The sequence below is a fragment of the Flavihumibacter sp. CACIAM 22H1 genome, from assembly GCF_001601815.1.
GTDB lineage: Bacteria > Bacteroidota > Bacteroidia > Chitinophagales > Chitinophagaceae > Flavihumibacter.
Genome location: NZ_LUKG01000051.1, coordinates 18266 through 33822 on the forward strand (window position 1 = coordinate 18266; position 15557 = coordinate 33822).

Annotated in this window: 14 protein-coding genes; 12 read left to right on the forward strand and 2 right to left on the reverse strand. The window is 44.9% G+C overall.

The window, feature by feature from the left end:
- The 4 genes from A1D16_RS13985 to A1D16_RS14000 form a co-directional block, all read left to right on the forward strand.
- Positions 1-220: hypothetical protein (locus tag A1D16_RS13985; RefSeq protein ID WP_290710537.1), on the forward strand; the 220-nt coding region annotated here is incomplete at its 5' end.
- A gap of 32 nt (positions 221-252) precedes the next feature.
- A complete protein-coding gene (locus tag A1D16_RS13990) occupies positions 253-1611 on the forward strand; it encodes a hypothetical protein (RefSeq protein WP_290710540.1) in 1359 nt (452 codons plus the stop codon).
- Between the two features lie 287 nt (positions 1612-1898).
- Positions 1899-3158 (forward strand): DUF5690 family protein, encoded by a 1260-nt coding sequence (locus A1D16_RS13995; RefSeq protein WP_290710542.1) that lies wholly within the window; start codon positions 1899-1901, stop codon positions 3156-3158.
- 54 nt (positions 3159-3212) lie between these two features.
- Positions 3213-4049 (forward strand): endonuclease/exonuclease/phosphatase family protein, encoded by an 837-nt coding sequence (locus A1D16_RS14000; RefSeq protein WP_290710544.1) that lies wholly within the window; start codon positions 3213-3215, stop codon positions 4047-4049.
- A 43-nt stretch (positions 4050-4092) separates the two neighbouring features.
- Here the strand turns inward: A1D16_RS14000 and A1D16_RS14005 are convergent, their stop codons facing one another.
- The gene (locus tag A1D16_RS14005; RefSeq protein ID WP_290710546.1) at positions 4093-5148 is read right to left on the reverse strand and encodes an ATP-binding protein; all 1056 of its coding nucleotides are present in this window, start codon (positions 5146-5148) and stop codon (positions 4093-4095) included.
- Between the two features lie 29 nt (positions 5149-5177).
- Positions 5178-5864: a response regulator transcription factor gene (locus tag A1D16_RS14010; protein ID WP_290710548.1), complete on the reverse strand. Its 687-nt coding sequence runs from the start codon at positions 5862-5864 to the stop codon at positions 5178-5180.
- A 145-nt stretch (positions 5865-6009) separates the two neighbouring features.
- Here A1D16_RS14010 and A1D16_RS14015 point away from each other — a divergent pair, with 145 nt between their 5' ends.
- The 8 genes from A1D16_RS14015 to A1D16_RS14050 form a co-directional block, all read left to right on the forward strand.
- Entirely contained in the window at positions 6010-8235 is a 2226-nt protein-coding gene (locus A1D16_RS14015) for a hypothetical protein (RefSeq protein ID WP_290710550.1), read from the forward strand.
- Positions 8236-8247: 12 nt separating this feature from the next.
- Positions 8248-10053 (forward strand): ABC transporter ATP-binding protein, encoded by a 1806-nt coding sequence (locus A1D16_RS14020; protein ID WP_290710552.1) that lies wholly within the window; start codon positions 8248-8250, stop codon positions 10051-10053.
- 100 nt (positions 10054-10153) lie between these two features.
- Positions 10154-11251, forward strand: coding sequence for a F0F1 ATP synthase subunit A (atpB, locus tag A1D16_RS14025; protein ID WP_290710554.1), 1098 nt, complete (start codon positions 10154-10156; stop codon positions 11249-11251).
- Positions 11252-11295: 44 nt separating this feature from the next.
- Positions 11296-11544 (forward strand): ATP synthase F0 subunit C, encoded by a 249-nt coding sequence (gene atpE / locus A1D16_RS14030; protein ID WP_150848847.1) that lies wholly within the window; start codon positions 11296-11298, stop codon positions 11542-11544.
- 167 nt (positions 11545-11711) lie between these two features.
- The gene (gene atpF / locus A1D16_RS14035; protein ID WP_290710558.1) at positions 11712-12215 is read left to right on the forward strand and encodes a F0F1 ATP synthase subunit B; all 504 of its coding nucleotides are present in this window, start codon (positions 11712-11714) and stop codon (positions 12213-12215) included.
- Positions 12216-12248: 33 nt separating this feature from the next.
- Complete coding sequence (gene atpH, locus A1D16_RS14040; RefSeq protein WP_290710560.1) at positions 12249-12812, forward strand: ATP synthase F1 subunit delta; 564 nt, start codon at positions 12249-12251, stop codon at positions 12810-12812.
- Positions 12813-12838: 26 nt separating this feature from the next.
- Positions 12839-14419: a F0F1 ATP synthase subunit alpha gene (atpA, locus tag A1D16_RS14045; protein WP_290710562.1), complete on the forward strand. Its 1581-nt coding sequence runs from the start codon at positions 12839-12841 to the stop codon at positions 14417-14419.
- 228 nt (positions 14420-14647) lie between these two features.
- A partial coding sequence (locus tag A1D16_RS14050) for a hypothetical protein (protein WP_290710563.1) occupies positions 14648-15557 on the forward strand: 910 nt, incomplete at its 3' end.

A 15557-nucleotide genomic window follows, 5' to 3' on the forward strand; every position in this document is an offset into this window, starting at 1 on the left:
CCTGCTCGATCTTCAGTTCTCTAAACGGGTAATGAAGAAAAAGGGAGAAGTTAAACTCAGTTTTTCAGACCTTCTCAACAATGAAATTTATCTCTACGAGAATGTGGGCGGCAGTAAAGAATTCAATAAAGGGAATGGTGATCGGTTATTCAGTTCATATCGCCCCGGTACTACGATTTCTGTTGGATTTACGTATGATTTTGACTTAAGAAAAAAATAAACTCGAAAACTCAACTTTTTAAACTGTATAAAATGAAATTGGTTAAACAATTGGCCCTCATCGCGATCAGTGCGGTAACCATCACTTCCTGTATTAAGGTGGAAGTAGGTGATACAATTAATAATCCGGGTGGGGGAACAGACACCACGGGTCGGGTGTTGAATGGCACCATTGATAAAAGCACAACGCTGACACGTGGAACCTGGACGCTGAAAGGCTATGTGTATGTGAATAATGGGGCGGTATTAACGATTGAACCGGGAACAATTATTAAAAGTGATGTAAGTGATAAGGGGGCTTTGATCATTGAGCGTGGATCACGTTTGGTAGCCGATGGCCGTCCGGATGCGCCGATTGTTTTCACATCTGGTCGTCCGGCTGGTGAGCGGGCGCCGGGTGATTGGGGAGGAATCATTCTTTTAGGGAATGCGCCTACCAATCGTCCTACTTCGCCTGCGCCGATCATCGAAGGTGGTGTTAACCGTCCGTATGGTGGCAATAAAGCGGATGATAACAGTGGTATTCTGCGCTATGTTCGCATTGAATTTTCAGGTATTGCTGCCGAGCCAGGTTCTGAGATAAATGGTTTAACCTGCGGTGGAGTAGGATCGGGTACCGTTATTGAAAATGTTCAGGTTTCTTATGGTGCCGATGATGCGTTTGAGTTCTTTGGCGGTACTGTAAATTGTAAAAACCTGATTGCTTTTGCAACCATGGATGATGATTATGATTTTGATTTCGGGTATGTTGGTAAGATTCAGTTTGCTGTATCGCTGCGCGATAAGCCGGCTGATACTGACCAGGCAAATGGCATTGAGTGTGATAACGATGGTTCAGGTTCAGCGGCGGAGCCGTTTACACGTCCCTACCTGTCGAATTTTACCCTGATCGGACCTTATGATACAACAGGCTCTAATTCTAACCATGGATTTTCGAATCGTTGGAGAAGAGCTACCCGGTTTGTATTGAATAATTCTTTGTTGATTGGGCATCGTAAAGCGGGTTTTTCGTTGGAGTCGGCGGCTACGGCACAGGCTTATAAGGATGGTCAATCGGAGTTTAAGAATAATATTGTAGCTGTTTATACCAAACCTTATAATGTGCAGGATGATGGTGCTAAGTCTGTTTTTGCGACGAATGATATCCTGAAAGTGAAGGCTGAGGCGGATGGGAACAGGACCCTTGATTCACGCGATGCGGTGCAGTTAACGGATCCTTTCAATCTGAATGCTCCGAATTTTTTACCGAAGGTGGGATCACCGGCTTTAACGGGTGCAAGTTTCACGGGTATGGATAATTATTTTTCGGCAACTACTTATATAGGTGCTTTTGGAACAACCAATTGGGCACAGGGTTGGGCGAGTTTCAATCCCAGATCGAATGCGTACTGATTAGGTGTCAGATACGTGTTAGAACTCTGTTAGAGAAGCGTCAGACACCAGTTGTAACTGGTGTCTGACGTGTTTTTAAACTTAACATCCGGATTACATATACGTAACAATCGGTAAAGAGCTTTGAAGCTCAGTTGTTGTGTTTTCAATAGCAGCAAGATTTTCTCATGCAGTTTATACCCGGACCATTTCTATGGTCCGGGTTTTTTAGGTGTCAGACAGGTGTTAGAACACTGCCCTTTCACCTGTCTGACACCTGTCTGGCGGCTTTCCTGTATATTTAAAGCATGTTCACGAGAAAAGACTGGTTAGAAGCGGTTTACGCAGCAATAGTGGCATTTTGCCTGTATTCCAGTTTGTTCGCCTTTCGAAAAGCCTTCAACGTAGCCGCATTTGAAGGCTACCGGCTTGCCGGACTGGATTACAAAATTATCCTGGTAATAACCCAGGTTGCCGGTTATATGGCCAGTAAATTTTATGGTATCAAATTCATCGCCTCCATGAAACGAATTGGCCGGGGTAGCCTCATCCTAACTCTTGCCGCATTCGCCTGGCTCTCCTGGCTCGCTTTTGGTCTAATTCCAGCCCCCTACAACTGGCCCTGTCTTTTTTTCAGCGGCTTTCCCCTGGGTATGCTGTGGGGAGTAGTTTTTTCCTACATTGAAGGAAGACGCATGACCGACTTTATCAGCGCGGCCCTAGCCGTCAGTTTTATCTTCGGATCCGGGCTGGCCAAATCTGTTGCCTCCTTTGTTATGGAAAACCTCCAGGTGTCTGAATACTGGATGCCCTTTGCTACCGGTGCCATTTTCGCTCTACCACTTTGCCTTTTCGTTTACCTGATGGAAAAACTTCCACCACCCTCTGAACAGGATATCCAACAAAGGACCATACGGCTACCCATGACCGGCAGCCAACGCACTCAACTGCTCAAGGCCTATGGACCCGGTTTGGTACTATTGGTGCTTGTATACTCGCTCGTAACCATTCTTCGGGAGGTAAGAGACAGTTTTATGGCCGACATGTGGCGCGATTCGGGCGAACAGTTTAACCTCACTGTTTTCGCAAAAACCGAAACTATCATCTCCATAATATTACTTGTACTCATTGCCTCTATGGTGCTCGTAAAGAATAATTTCAAAGCCCTGCAGTACACGCACCGTATTATGGCCATGGGTTTTCTGCTCAGTCTGCTTATTACTATTTTATACCAGCAAGGATATGTAGCTACCTTTTCGTGGATGCTGGGAGTTGGGCTTGGGTTATACCTGGTTTATATCCCGTTCAACAGTATTTTGTTCGAACGCCTGATTGCCAGTTTTCGCATAGCCGGCAATGTTGGTTTCCTGATCTATCTTGCCGATTCCTTCGGCTACCTGGGAAGCGTTACGGTATTACTAAGTAAATCTGTATTTTCCATTCAGTTATCCTGGTTGCATTTTTACCAGGAACTTGTACTTATTACCGGCGTATTGGGATTAATTGCCACCCTGCTGTCTGCTTGTTACTTTGACATAAAACACCGCGCGCAATCCACTATACTTTAATGTCATTTCTGAAAGATTAAAATATCTTTACTGCTCGCAGAAAACCCGAATAAAATGAAGCATCCAAAAACAACGATTCTGCTGCTGTTACTGATAACCAGCATGGCTACAAAGGCCCAGCAACTTATTGCCGGCACTTTTAATATCCGTTACGCCAATCAGAACGATTCCGGTAATCTCTGGAAGGATCGGGCCCCGGTTTGCGCAGCGCTTATCAGGTTTCACCAGTTTGATATCGTCGGAACACAGGAGGGCCTCCGCCACCAACTAGACGATCTGCAGGCAGCCCTTCCTGGATACGCATTTTACGGACTTGGCCGCGATGATGCAAAATCACAAGGCGAACATTCTGCCATTTTTTATAAAAAAGATCGTTTCCTTGTTAAAGACAGCGGCGATTTCTGGTTGTCTGAAAAGCCGTCAGCACCTGGTTTTGGATGGGATGCTAAACATAATCGAATCTGCAGCTGGCTGAAACTGGTAGACAAAAAAGCCCAAAAAACCATTTTTGTATTCAATGTGCATTACGACCACCAGGGTGTAGTAGCCAGAACCGAAAGCAGTAAACTGATCCTGCAAAAAATTGCAGCCATTGCCGGTAAAGGGCCTGTTATACTAATGGGAGATTTTAATGGCAACCACCAGTCGGAATGGTATACTATGATTCAGCAAAACACTGCCCTTAAAGATACTTATACCCTTGCCAGTGACCCCTATGTTCCAAACGGCAGCTTTAACGCGTTCCGCCCTTTCCCCCAATCAAAAGATATCATCGATCATATCTTTATCAGTAAACCATTCCGGGTAAGCCGTTATGGCATTCTGACGGATACCTACCACGGAAAGTTTCCGTCGGATCATTTTCCCGTACTGGCAACGCTGGAATACTAAGGGTGCAGCGCAGGTTTACTGGCTGCCAGGTGATTACAAACGCTTAATTCTCCCCACGTGTGGAAGAGAGGGTAAAGCCGATGGTGGTACCTACATCCGGTTTACTGCGTACATGCATTGATTCGCCATGTGCTTCAATAATATGTTTGCATATGGCCAGTCCAAGTCCGGTGCCTCCTTTATCGCGGCTTCTGGCTTTATCTGTCCGATAAAACCGTTCAAAGATCCGGGATAGATGTGCTTCTTCTATACCAATGCCATCATCGCTTACTTCCAGCAATACCTTAAATTCATCTGTATTATAAACACTTATTACGATGGTACCCCCCGGTTTGCCGTATTTGGTAGCATTGGAAACCAGGTTAATCAATACCTGCCTTATTTTTTCCTTGTCGGCAAATACATATACCGGCGCTTCACAGCCTTTTTTGATGGTAGCTACAATTTCTTTCTGGTTCAGCTTAATAGACAAGGATTCGATGACTTCACGGATAAGGTCCTGTATCACGAAATATTGCTTGTATAACACCTGCTCGCCACTTTCAAGCCGGGAAATTTCGTCGAGGTCGTTCATCAGATTCACCAGCCTGTCTACATTTCTGCTGGTATTTTCAAGAAAGCGTTTCCGAACTTCAGGATTTTCCATCGCTCCACCCAATAAGGTATCTATATACCCCTGGATAGCGAAAATCGGAGTCTTGAACTCATGGGCCAGGTTCTGCAAGAATTCTTTTCGGAACGCCTCGTTTTTTCGAAGCAGTTCAATTTCTCCCTGCCGTTGAACCGCCCATTTTTCAACGTCTTCTTTAACCTCATCGATACTTTTTTGCGGGATGATATACTTATTATAAAACTCCTCCCGCTTGGTAGCCTTGGTTTGATAGATGAATTTGTAAATAAGTTTAATCCGTCGGTAAATAAACTGCTGCAGGAAATAAAAGATCAGCAGGTAAGCCACCAGGAATAACACGGCAAAAGAGGAGAGGGCGATCACCCAGTCGTCTACCAGAATAAAATTAGCCAATCCAACCAGTGCTGCAATAGAAAAAGCAAGTACAGAAGCAACCTGCCTGGGCGATAAGTTTTTGAATTGAATCATGTCGGCACTAAGTTAAACCCGTTTCTGCTTTATAAATCAAACTTATAACCGACGCCCTTTACCGTTGTTATGCAATCCAATCCCAGTTTTTGCCTGATTTTACGGATGTGTACATCAATCGTGCGATCTCCAACAATTACTTCATTGCCCCATACCTGGTTAAGAATTTCGTTGCGGAGGAATACGCGGCCCGGTCGGGATGCCAGTAAATACAATAGTTCAAATTCCTTCTTAGCCAGAGTTACTTCCTTATCGCCTACCATCACCACAAATTTTACAGGATCGATTACCAGGTTATCCAGCATTAATATGCCGGTTCCTGCTTCCTCTTTTTTAGTAACCCTCCTGAACAGTGCATTTACCCGGCTGGTGAGCAGCTTGGGGCTGATCGGTTTATTCACATAGTCGTCGGCCCCGGTATCAAGCCCTTTTAACTGGGAAGATTCATCGCTTAATGCCGTCAGGAAAATAATAAGGGTTTCCTTGTAGGTTGGTTGCGATCGTAGTATTTCACAAACCTCCACCCCATTTTTCTTCGGCATCATAATGTCGAGAATAATGAGATCCGGTTTGATCTGTTTTGCACGCATCAGGGCTTCATCCCCGTCCTTGGCCGTGTAAACGGTATAACCTTCAGCCTGCAAATTGTACTGGATAATCTCCAAAATATCCGGTTCATCGTCCGCAATCAGTATCTTTTTTTCCCTGTTATCCATTAACGATTTGTTTACGCAAAGTTAACTGCCACCGGTAAGCAGCCAATTTTCAGCCGATTATGAAATTGTTAAGGGCAATTTTAGTGTTACTACAACGTTATGCTGGTGTTGCAATGTGTAAATTTGAATCCAAGGATCATTATCTATGAATAAACTGTTACCCATTTCCGCATTGGTGATTGCCAGTCTGGGAACCATCGCTCAAACTTCGGCCAATGCCTACCAGGGATTGCCGAACCCATCTTATCCGGTGGAAAGAAGCCGTGTAATATTTCATGAAAACCTGGACAAAGAGCAAGCTAAACTATTTCAGCAACCCGGCTCCTATATCAAAGGTTATATCCCCGTTACCAAGGATGAAACCATTAATACTGCAGTGAGGTTTGCTATGATGGACCAGATCGACGCCCTCCAAAAATCGGTGGAACTCGACAGCGTATTGAAAGATAATGAAAAAATAAAATATTTAAAGGGCCTGGAAATCATGGCCCGAAACTTCGGTTCGGGAGCAAGAGCCCGTCAAATTCAGCCCGCATTAGCCCCGGAAATGGTAGAAAATTTCGGGCTGGCAGTGGCGCTGGACCGGAAAATGAAGGGGATTGATCCCATTGTAGCCCAATCTCATTATTGGGTAGGGAAAATCCTGGTGGACTGCTTTTCTTACCCGGAAAATAGCGGGATAAAAGCCAGCAAGGATATTCTGCAGTTAAAATACCTGCAGCTTTATCCGGAACGCACCATGACCTTTCTCAAAACTAATTTCTCCTATCCCAAGCGCGATAGCCTGATTGCAGCAGAAGCCAAGCGCGACCCCCGTAAAGTATATGATTATGCCGCGTCCAATGACGCGCTCGCCCGCTATATCCGCATTCATCCCGACCCGGTGGTTAAAGTAATTGCAGAAATGGCATCCAGCCGTAGCGGACAGTTGTATTTTCCTTTTATTGATGAAATCTACCGCGGTAAATTAAGTTTTGAAGATGTAGATAAAGTAAAGGATAATGACCTGGAGTATTATCGGCTGATGGTGAAAACCAGGCTCTCACACACGGAACGGATGTTGCAGAAAGATACCCCGATGGAGCGCAAAGCACTGATCGAGCGGATGGACAATAAGGCCCGCCAGTATTTTATCAGTAAAATAAATGGGTTGCACAATGCGCAGGACCCGGTGCGCTTCAAAGTGGTAGAGCCGCTGAGTCCACAGGAACTTTACTATCTCTGTGTGTTGGGAGAAGATGAGATCTATACCTCCAGTTACCGGGGCGTTTTTAAGCGGATCATCACCAAACTTAAAGGCACGCCTACCGATAGCCTGTTTATGTCCATGAATTTTGATTATTTCAGGAAGTTTATTAAAATGGCAGCTGCTTATAACGAGCTGGATACCCTGTTAAAATTAATGCCCGACTCAAATGCTACCGTGCTTATGAAGTCCTTTATGTTCGGGTTGGAAAAAAATACCACCCTCCAATCGGTGGAAGATGCAGTGGACGTAGCCGATGCGTACTCCAGTATTTTTGAAAAGAACAAGGTGCTAGCCGCGAATATGCTGGAGGAAGCCCGCCTCAATTACGAGCGAAATGTACAAAATGGCGATCTCAACGGGCAGAAAATTTACCAGATAGAAAAGACACTGTTTGAGTCGGCAGATACTACCGCAAAAGTAGACCTGGCCAAATCACTCGGTATTCCACCCGTGTATACCGTGCCATTTGAGCGCCTGGCTGATTCTGCCGGCAGGGTCATTCAACAGGTATTTTTCTACGGCGATGACGATAAGGACGGTCAAAATTCCTATGCCAATTTTATGACCCTTTTCAAAGGCAAAGCCGACTGGGCAATTACTGAAAACAAGGATTTCGTAACGATAAAATCAACCAAGGGTAAGCCGGTATGGATTTTTGCTAACAAGCCGCTCTATGGGCTCGATGATCCGGATGCAAAAGCCCAGGCCAAACTGGCAGAATACCTGGATCAGCAAAACCTGGCCCCGACTATTTATATACACCGCGGTCATAGTTATCATGTAAAGTCTTCCCTGAACCAGATTACACCCAGCGCAAGAATTGTGGTACTGGGGTCTTGTGGTGGGTATAATAACCTGAACGATGTATTAACTATTAGCCCCGATGCTCATATCATTTCATCCAAACAGATCGGTACCCGTGCGGTAAACGAGCCCATTCTGAACTCGATCAATGCTTCTCTTCGTAATGGAGCGCCGATTGAATGGATGCCCATGTGGGCGGAACTGGCAAAAATGTTTACCGGGGAAGCGAAGGAACGGTTTGATGATTATATTCCTCCGTACAAAAACCTGGGTGCCATCTTTATCAAAGCCTACAGAGGAGTGGACGAGGAAGAGTAATATATTTGCGGAATGTCATCGACCTCCGCGAATAAGAAGATTTTTGATGTGGCTTTGTTGAGACGGGTGTTTGGACTTGCCATACCCTATAAAAAGAAGGTAATTTGGTCGCTTGTGCTGGCAATTCTGCTGGCTTTATTAACACCGATCCGTCCCTGGCTGATTCAGCTAACGGTTAATAACTACATCCGGAACGGCCTGCTCGATTGGGTAATCCGCATTACCCTGATCCAGTTTGGGTTGCTGCTGGTAGAAACAGTATTTCGCTTCTTATTTACCTTTACCACTTCCTGGCTGGGGCAATCGGTGGTAAAAAACCTGCGGGTGCGGGTATTTAATAAAATAGTAGGTTTAAACCTCTCCCAGTTTGATACTACCCCGATCGGCACCCTTACCACGCGGACCATCAATGATATAGAATCGGTAAATGAAGTTTTTTCCGATGGACTCATTCCTATTATCGCGGATTTTCTTTCCATTATTTCCATCCTTTTTGTAATGTTCTGGGTAGACTGGAAACTAGCCCTTATCAGCCTGGCTCCCTTCCCTTTACTGATACTGGCTACCTATATTTTTAAAGAAAGCGTAAACCGCTCCTTTATCCGTGTGCGAAACGCGGTTGCGGCCCTCAATGCTTTTGTGCAGGAACACCTGACAGGTATCCAGGTGGTGCAGACATTTGCGGCGGAGGAACGGGAAGCCGATAAATTCAAAAAAATTAACCGGGAACACCGGAATGCCAATATCAATGCAATTTTCGCGTATTCGGTGTTTTTTCCCGTGGTGGAAATAATTCTGGCCGTTTCTACCGGGCTGCTGGTATGGTGGGCGGCCAGTAATGCCCTGGAGCTTCCGCCTGAACAGGCGGCTGAAATGGCGGGAAAAATGATCTCTTTTGTTTTGTTCCTCAATTTATTGTTCCGTCCGCTTCGGGTAATTGCGGATAAGTTCAATGTATTACAAATGGGCATGGTTGCCAGTGAGCGGGTGTTTAAAGTGATTGATAACCAGGATTATATAAAAACAGAGGGACGGTTTGCGCCGGAAAAGATACAGGGTAAAATAGAGTTTGAACAGGTATGGTTTGCCTATAAGGAAGAACAATACGTATTACGCAACCTGAATTTTACCGTTCAACCAGGGGAAACCGTAGCCCTGGTTGGGCATACCGGCAGTGGAAAAACCTCGATAATCAGTTTATTGAACCGGTTATACCATATAAATAAAGGGCAGATACGGATAGACGGGGTACCCGTAGAAGAATACACACTGGGGGCACTTAGACGACAGATCGGCGTTGTATTACAGGATGTGTTTTTGTTTTCCGGATCTGTACTGGATAATATTACCCTCCGAAACCCCGCTATCAGTCGTGAGCAGGTAGTGCATGCCGCCCGGTTGATCGGCGTTCATGATTTTATTGAAACCCTGCCGGGCGGGTACGATTACAATGTCATGGAACGCGGAGCCACCCTTTCGCTGGGGCAGCGGCAGATCCTGTCTTTTATCCGGGCACTGTTGTACGATCCGGGTATCCTGATCCTGGATGAAGCTACCTCCAGCGTGGATACAGAAAGTGAACAGCTGATTCAACAGGCTATTGATACCCTGATTTCGGGCCGTACGGCCATTGTTATTGCACATCGCCTCAGCACCATCCGGAAAGCGGATAAGATTATTGTTTTGGACAAGGGAGAGGTGAAAGAGATTGGCACACACGAGGAATTACTGGAAAAGAAAGGGTATTATAGCGGGTTAGTGGAATCGCAATTTGGGGAGAAGGGGAAAGGTGAAAGGGGGAACGGAGAAGGGGGATAGGTGGGAATGCCCCCAATAAAGCCGGGTGCTTAACTTTTTACGTATAACTTTTAAGTTCTTAGTTCATTATTCCTATCTTTGCGCAAAATTTTGAAACGGCATGGGAAGGAATAGCGTCAAATCTTTACTGGTAGCGACTTTCAGCGCAATTTTACTATGTTTTGGTACAGCTGTTCAGGCAAATGACGGCAACGGACACGGGGAAGCTGCCAAGTTTGATGCGGGTAAAGCCATTTTGCACCATATTGCCGACTCTCATGAATGGCATTTCTTTAGTCTTGGGAAAACCCATGTAACTATTCCCCTGCCTGTTATTATCTATTCACCCCAGCGAGGTCTGAGCATTTTTTCTTCTTCCCGGTTTCACCACGGCGAAACGATTCATGAAGGGTATAAACTCGAACACGACCATATTGTGCCCGTTGATGCCAGTGGCCATGTAGACGCTTCGGTAAAGGCCTATGATTTTTCCATGACGAAAAACGTAGTGCAGATGTTACTGGCGGTAATTACCCTGGTGCTGATTATGACCAGTGTTGCCAAAAAGTACACGGTTAATGGTGCTAATAAAGCACCCAGTGGTTTGCAAAATGCCGTGGAGCCTGTTATTACGTTTGTACGGGATGAAGTGGCAAAACCCAACCTGGGGCACAAATACAAAAAATACCTGCCTTACCTCCTCACTATTTTCTTCTTTATCTTAATCAATAACCTCTTTGGTTTGTTGCCAGGGGCAGCGAATGTTACCGGAAACATTGCATTTACCATGCTGCTGGGGCTGGTCTCTTTTATTGTGATCCTGTTCAGTACCAATGGCCATTTCTGGGGACATATATTCTGGCCTCCGGGCGTACCCTTCCTGGTGAAACTGATATTGATTCCGGTAGAATTACTGGGGGTATTCATTAAGCCGGCTGCATTGATTATACGTCTTTTTGCCAATATGACGGCCGGGCATATTGTAATCCTGAGTTTTGTATCGCTGATCTTTATATTCGGACAGATGAGCTCCGTGGCTGGCTGGGGATTTTCTCCGGTTTCCATTGCTTTTTCTGTATTTATCTATGTAATTGAGCTGCTGGTTGCTTTTATCCAGGCCTTCATTTTCACCAACCTTACGGCGGTATTTATCGGCCAGGCAATGGAAGGAGATCACCATGAAGATGCTGCCGGACATAAAGACCCCGTGGTAATTTAAGTGCGAATTGAACTTTTTTTTATAAAACACAAAACACAAATTGTATGTCTATCATGAACATCCTGTTGGAAGTAGGTCAGGCTCAGTTGGGTGGCGCTATCGGTGCCGGACTGGCTGCGATCGGTGCTGGAATCGGTATCGGTCAGATCGGTAAAGGTGCGGTTGAGTCGATTGCTCGCCAGCCTGAAGCTGCCAACGACATTCGTGGAAACATGATCCTGACTGCAGCGTTTATTGAGGGTGTTGCCCTTTTTGCTGTAATCGCAGGTCTGCTGGCGGTACTGACCACCTAATCCACGTAAAGAAATTAGCTGGTCCGGAGCACAGGGCCGAGGACCGGCTTAATTTATCTTAGAACTGATAGTGCTGCAAAAGGTGTTGTTTGTATGAATTTCTAAAGTGGCCGCGGGTTGTAAAGAGCCACTTTTTATTATATACTTTTTACTATTAATTTGATACAATGGAATTATTACTGCCTGCTTTAGGTTATTTTGTCTGGACGCTGGTTGCCTTCCTGATTGTTTTCTTCATACTGAAGAAGTTTGCCTGGAAGCCCATCATTTCATCTCTTTCCGAGAGAGAAAAAAATATTGCCGATTCCATTGCCACTGCTGAAAAAGTGAAGCTGGAAATGGCACAAATGAAAAGTGAAAATGAAGCCCTGATGGCTAAAGCCAGGGAAGAGCGTTCTCAATTGCTCAAAGAAGCAAAAGAGCTGAAGGATAAAATTGTAAACGAGGCAAAAGAACAGGCTAAAACAGAAGCTGGTAAAATCCTTGCCGATGCACAAGCTTCTATTGAGCAGCAAAAAAATGCCGCCCTTACGGAGGTTAAAAACGTAATCGGCAATATGGTAATTGATGTAACGGAGAAGGTTATCCGTCGTGAACTTGCTTCCAAAAGCGAACAGGAGAATTATATCCGTAACCTCGCTAGTGAACTAAGCACCAGTTCCAAAAATTAACCCTATTGTTCTAAAAGGCTGAAATAATAATTTATGCGCAATACACGTGTTGCCAAACGATATGCAAAAGCTCTGATGGATATGGCCATTGAAACCAATCAGGTGGAGGCTGTAAAAAAAGATGTAGATGTATTACGGGTAGCAACAACCGGCGAACTGGACCTGATTCTTAAAAGCCCGATTATCCGGCAGGACAAAAAGCAGGCTATTTTTACCGCCATTTTTGGCGATAAGGTCAGCCAGCTTACTGCTTTGTTCTTTAAGCTACTGTTTGAAAAAGGCCGTGAAATTGGCTTGCCTGAAATCCTGGACGCATTTGATGCTATTTACCGTAAAATGCAAAACATTGAAATCCTTGAACTTACTACGGCCATCCCTGTTTCTGAAGAGGTAAAAGCCGATATAGTAGCCAATTTCAAGAAGATGCCGGAATACGCGGCCAAAACCCTGGAAGTGAAAGAAAAGCTGGATGAATCCATTTTAGGTGGATTTCTTGCACAAATCGGCGACCAATTATACGATGCCAGTATCCGCCATGATCTGCAGGTTATCAAGAAACAGTTTGTAGAGAACATGTATATTCAGAAAATCAGATAATAAAACAAACGTCTAAATAAAGCTATATGGTAGACATTAAACCAGATGAAATATCAGCGATACTGCGCCAGCAGCTGAGCAACTTCAACACTTCTGCCGATTTGGAAGAAGTGGGTACCGTTTTGCAGGTGGGTGATGGTATCGCCCGTGTATACGGACTGAGCAATGTGCGCGCAGGTGAACTGGTGGAATTTGCCAACGGGGTAAAAGCAATTGCGCTTAACCTGGAAGAAGATAATGTAGGGGTGGTATTAATGGGTGAATCTTCTGAAATCAAAGAAGGAGATAAAGTAAAAAGAACCGGCCAGATCGCTTCCATTAAAGTTGGAGATGGTTTGGTAGGCCGTGTTATCAATACATTAGGACAGCCAATTGATGGTAAAGGACCTGTAACCGGAGATTTGTATGAAATGCCCCTGGAGCGTAAAGCGCCTGGTGTAATTTTCAGGGAGCCGGTTAAAGAACCCCTGCAAACCGGTATTAAAGCAATTGATGCGATGATTCCGGTTGGACGTGGTCAGCGGGAATTGATCATCGGAGACCGTCAGACTGGTAAAACTGCCATTGCAGTGGATACCATCATTAACCAGAAGGAGTTTTTCCAGGCAGGTAAGCCTGTTTATTGTATATATGTGGCGATTGGGCAGAAAGCTTCCACTATTGCCGGTGTTATGAAAACACTGGAAGAAAATGGAGCCATGCAGTATACGACCATCGTTGCCGCTTCTGCGTCAGATCCCGCTCCGCAGCAATTCTATGCGCCGTTTGCTGGTGCTGCTATTGGAGAGTTCTTCCGTGATACCGGCCGCCCTGCATTGATTATTTATGATGATCTGTCTAAGCAAGCTGTAGCTTATCGCGAAGTATCTCTGCTGCTACGCCGCCCTCCAGGTCGGGAAGCATATCCTGGTGATGTATTCTACCTGCACAGTCGTTTGCTGGAACGCGCTGCCAAAATTATCGGTAAAGATGAGGTTGCCCGCAACATGAATGACCTTCCTGAAACCATTAAACACCTGGTTAAAGGTGGTGGATCACTTACCGCTTTACCAATTATTGAAACACAGGCAGGCGACGTATCTGCTTATATCCCTACCAACGTAATTTCTATCACAGACGGCCAGATATTCCTGGAAGGTAACCTGTTCAACGCGGGTATTCGTCCGGCAATTAACGTAGGTATTTCGGTTAGCCGGGTAGGGGGTAATGCGCAGATCAAATCCATGAAAAAAGTAGCAGGTACCCTTAAACTCGACCAGGCCCTGTACCGTGAAATGGAAGCCTTCTCTAAGTTTGGAGGCGACCTGGATCCTGCCACCAAGCTGGTTCTTGACAAAGGTGCCCGTAACGTAGAGATCCTGAAACAAGCACAATATTCTCCTTTCCCCGTTGAAAAGCAGGTAGCTATTATTTACCTAGGAACACAGGGCTTGTTAAGGGATGTTCCTGTAAACAGGGTAAAAGAGTTCGAAGAACAATTCCTACATGAAATGGAAGTTAAGCTGCCGTATGTTTTAGCTGAATTCAAGAAAGGCGGTTTGCCGGATGATGGCTTGAATAAAATGGTAGAGCTGGCAAAAGGAATTGCCGCACAGATGAAGAAATAACCATTCTTAGCAATAAGTCTATATTTTCAAAAGAGGTTGCCCCCGGGCAGCCTCTTTTATGTTGGTAGCGGCCGGTGGGGGGAAATCCTTTCGTCGAAATTATTTTCGCAAATACTTGCATATTTCAAAAAGGCATGCAATCTTTGTTCTGCGTTTAACATGATCCAATCCTTCTGAATTCCTCGTATCCATTTCCTATGGGCATTTTTAATCTACCCATAGTTGATCATGAAAAAGACGTACCCGTTGATGCTCCCAACATCAACAGCTCTATACAAAATCCTGTTTTTACTTATTGGATTTGTAGCCGTGCAAAAATTGCAGGCACAAACAGCACTATATTTTCATAATCCTGCATTGATCAATGGTGAACCAGGTCAGGTAGGTGCTAGTTATAAATTTACCGGTGTAATCACCGCATCCAACGGACAACCACTCACAGACTGTGTGGTTAGGATCGAATCACTTTCGCAGGGAATTGAATTACTGTCTATCGATCAGGCAGAATCAACCCAGGAAGCAGCTTTTCAACCGGTTATTGAACACCAGCAAACTATAGGAGCGGCAGCGGTAAGCTTTAGCTTTGATTTTATTCCGCATGACCCCAGTGTAAATAACGAAGGGAAATATGTATTCCCGGCACTGGCGGCCTCTTTATCAGGATTGAAGGGATTGGGAGAAGCCCAGGCATTTGCAGAATGTGCCATCGGTAAAAATGGAGTTGTTTGGCTTAATAAGAAGAATAAACATGTTCTGGTAGCAAGAAGCGGTGAGGCATTTCGTGCGCAGTATAAATGGGGTATTGATGGCGAAGAAATGGCTGCCCCTGAAACACCTATTGTGTTTGCAAACAGTGAAGTGAGTAGTTTTAAACTGAAGATGGGCGTAAATAGTAAAACAAGTCCCTTTAACGGAAGATCGGTTTGTGATTTATTATTGACAGAATCAATGCCCGTTTCCAATGTTGCTGAAAATATTCGTTTTGCATCGCTAGAAGAAAACTTCGGAGCCATTCCGGAATGGACGGAAGCTGACCCCTGTCAGCATGATTCTACCAAGAACAAACAATTGAAAAATATAAAACTGGCGGGTAATCTGTTAGTGTTTATACCGGATGAAATGTTAGGTAAACAGGTAG

Bases quoted from the DNA above. Each gene is read 5' to 3' on its own strand.
- A1D16_RS13990 (WP_290710540.1), top strand. From the start codon at position 253: ATGAAATTGGTTAAACAATTGGCCCTCATCGCGATCAGTGCGGTAACC.
- A1D16_RS13995 (WP_290710542.1), top strand. From the start codon at position 1,899: ATGTTCACGAGAAAAGACTGGTTAGAAGCGGTTTACGCAGCAATAGTG.
- A1D16_RS14000 (WP_290710544.1), top strand. From the start codon at position 3,213: ATGAAGCATCCAAAAACAACGATTCTGCTGCTGTTACTGATAACCAGC.
- A1D16_RS14005 (WP_290710546.1), bottom strand. From the start codon at position 5,148: ATGATTCAATTCAAAAACTTATCGCCCAGGCAGGTTGCTTCTGTACTT.
- A1D16_RS14010 (WP_290710548.1), bottom strand. From the start codon at position 5,864: ATGGATAACAGGGAAAAAAAGATACTGATTGCGGACGATGAACCGGAT.
- A1D16_RS14015 (WP_290710550.1), top strand. From the start codon at position 6,010: ATGAATAAACTGTTACCCATTTCCGCATTGGTGATTGCCAGTCTGGGA.
- A1D16_RS14020 (WP_290710552.1), top strand. From the start codon at position 8,248: ATGTCATCGACCTCCGCGAATAAGAAGATTTTTGATGTGGCTTTGTTG.
- atpB (WP_290710554.1), top strand. From the start codon at position 10,154: ATGGGAAGGAATAGCGTCAAATCTTTACTGGTAGCGACTTTCAGCGCA.
- atpE (WP_150848847.1), top strand. From the start codon at position 11,296: ATGTCTATCATGAACATCCTGTTGGAAGTAGGTCAGGCTCAGTTGGGT.
- atpF (WP_290710558.1), top strand. From the start codon at position 11,712: ATGGAATTATTACTGCCTGCTTTAGGTTATTTTGTCTGGACGCTGGTT.
- atpH (WP_290710560.1), top strand. From the start codon at position 12,249: ATGCGCAATACACGTGTTGCCAAACGATATGCAAAAGCTCTGATGGAT.
- atpA (WP_290710562.1), top strand. From the start codon at position 12,839: ATGGTAGACATTAAACCAGATGAAATATCAGCGATACTGCGCCAGCAG.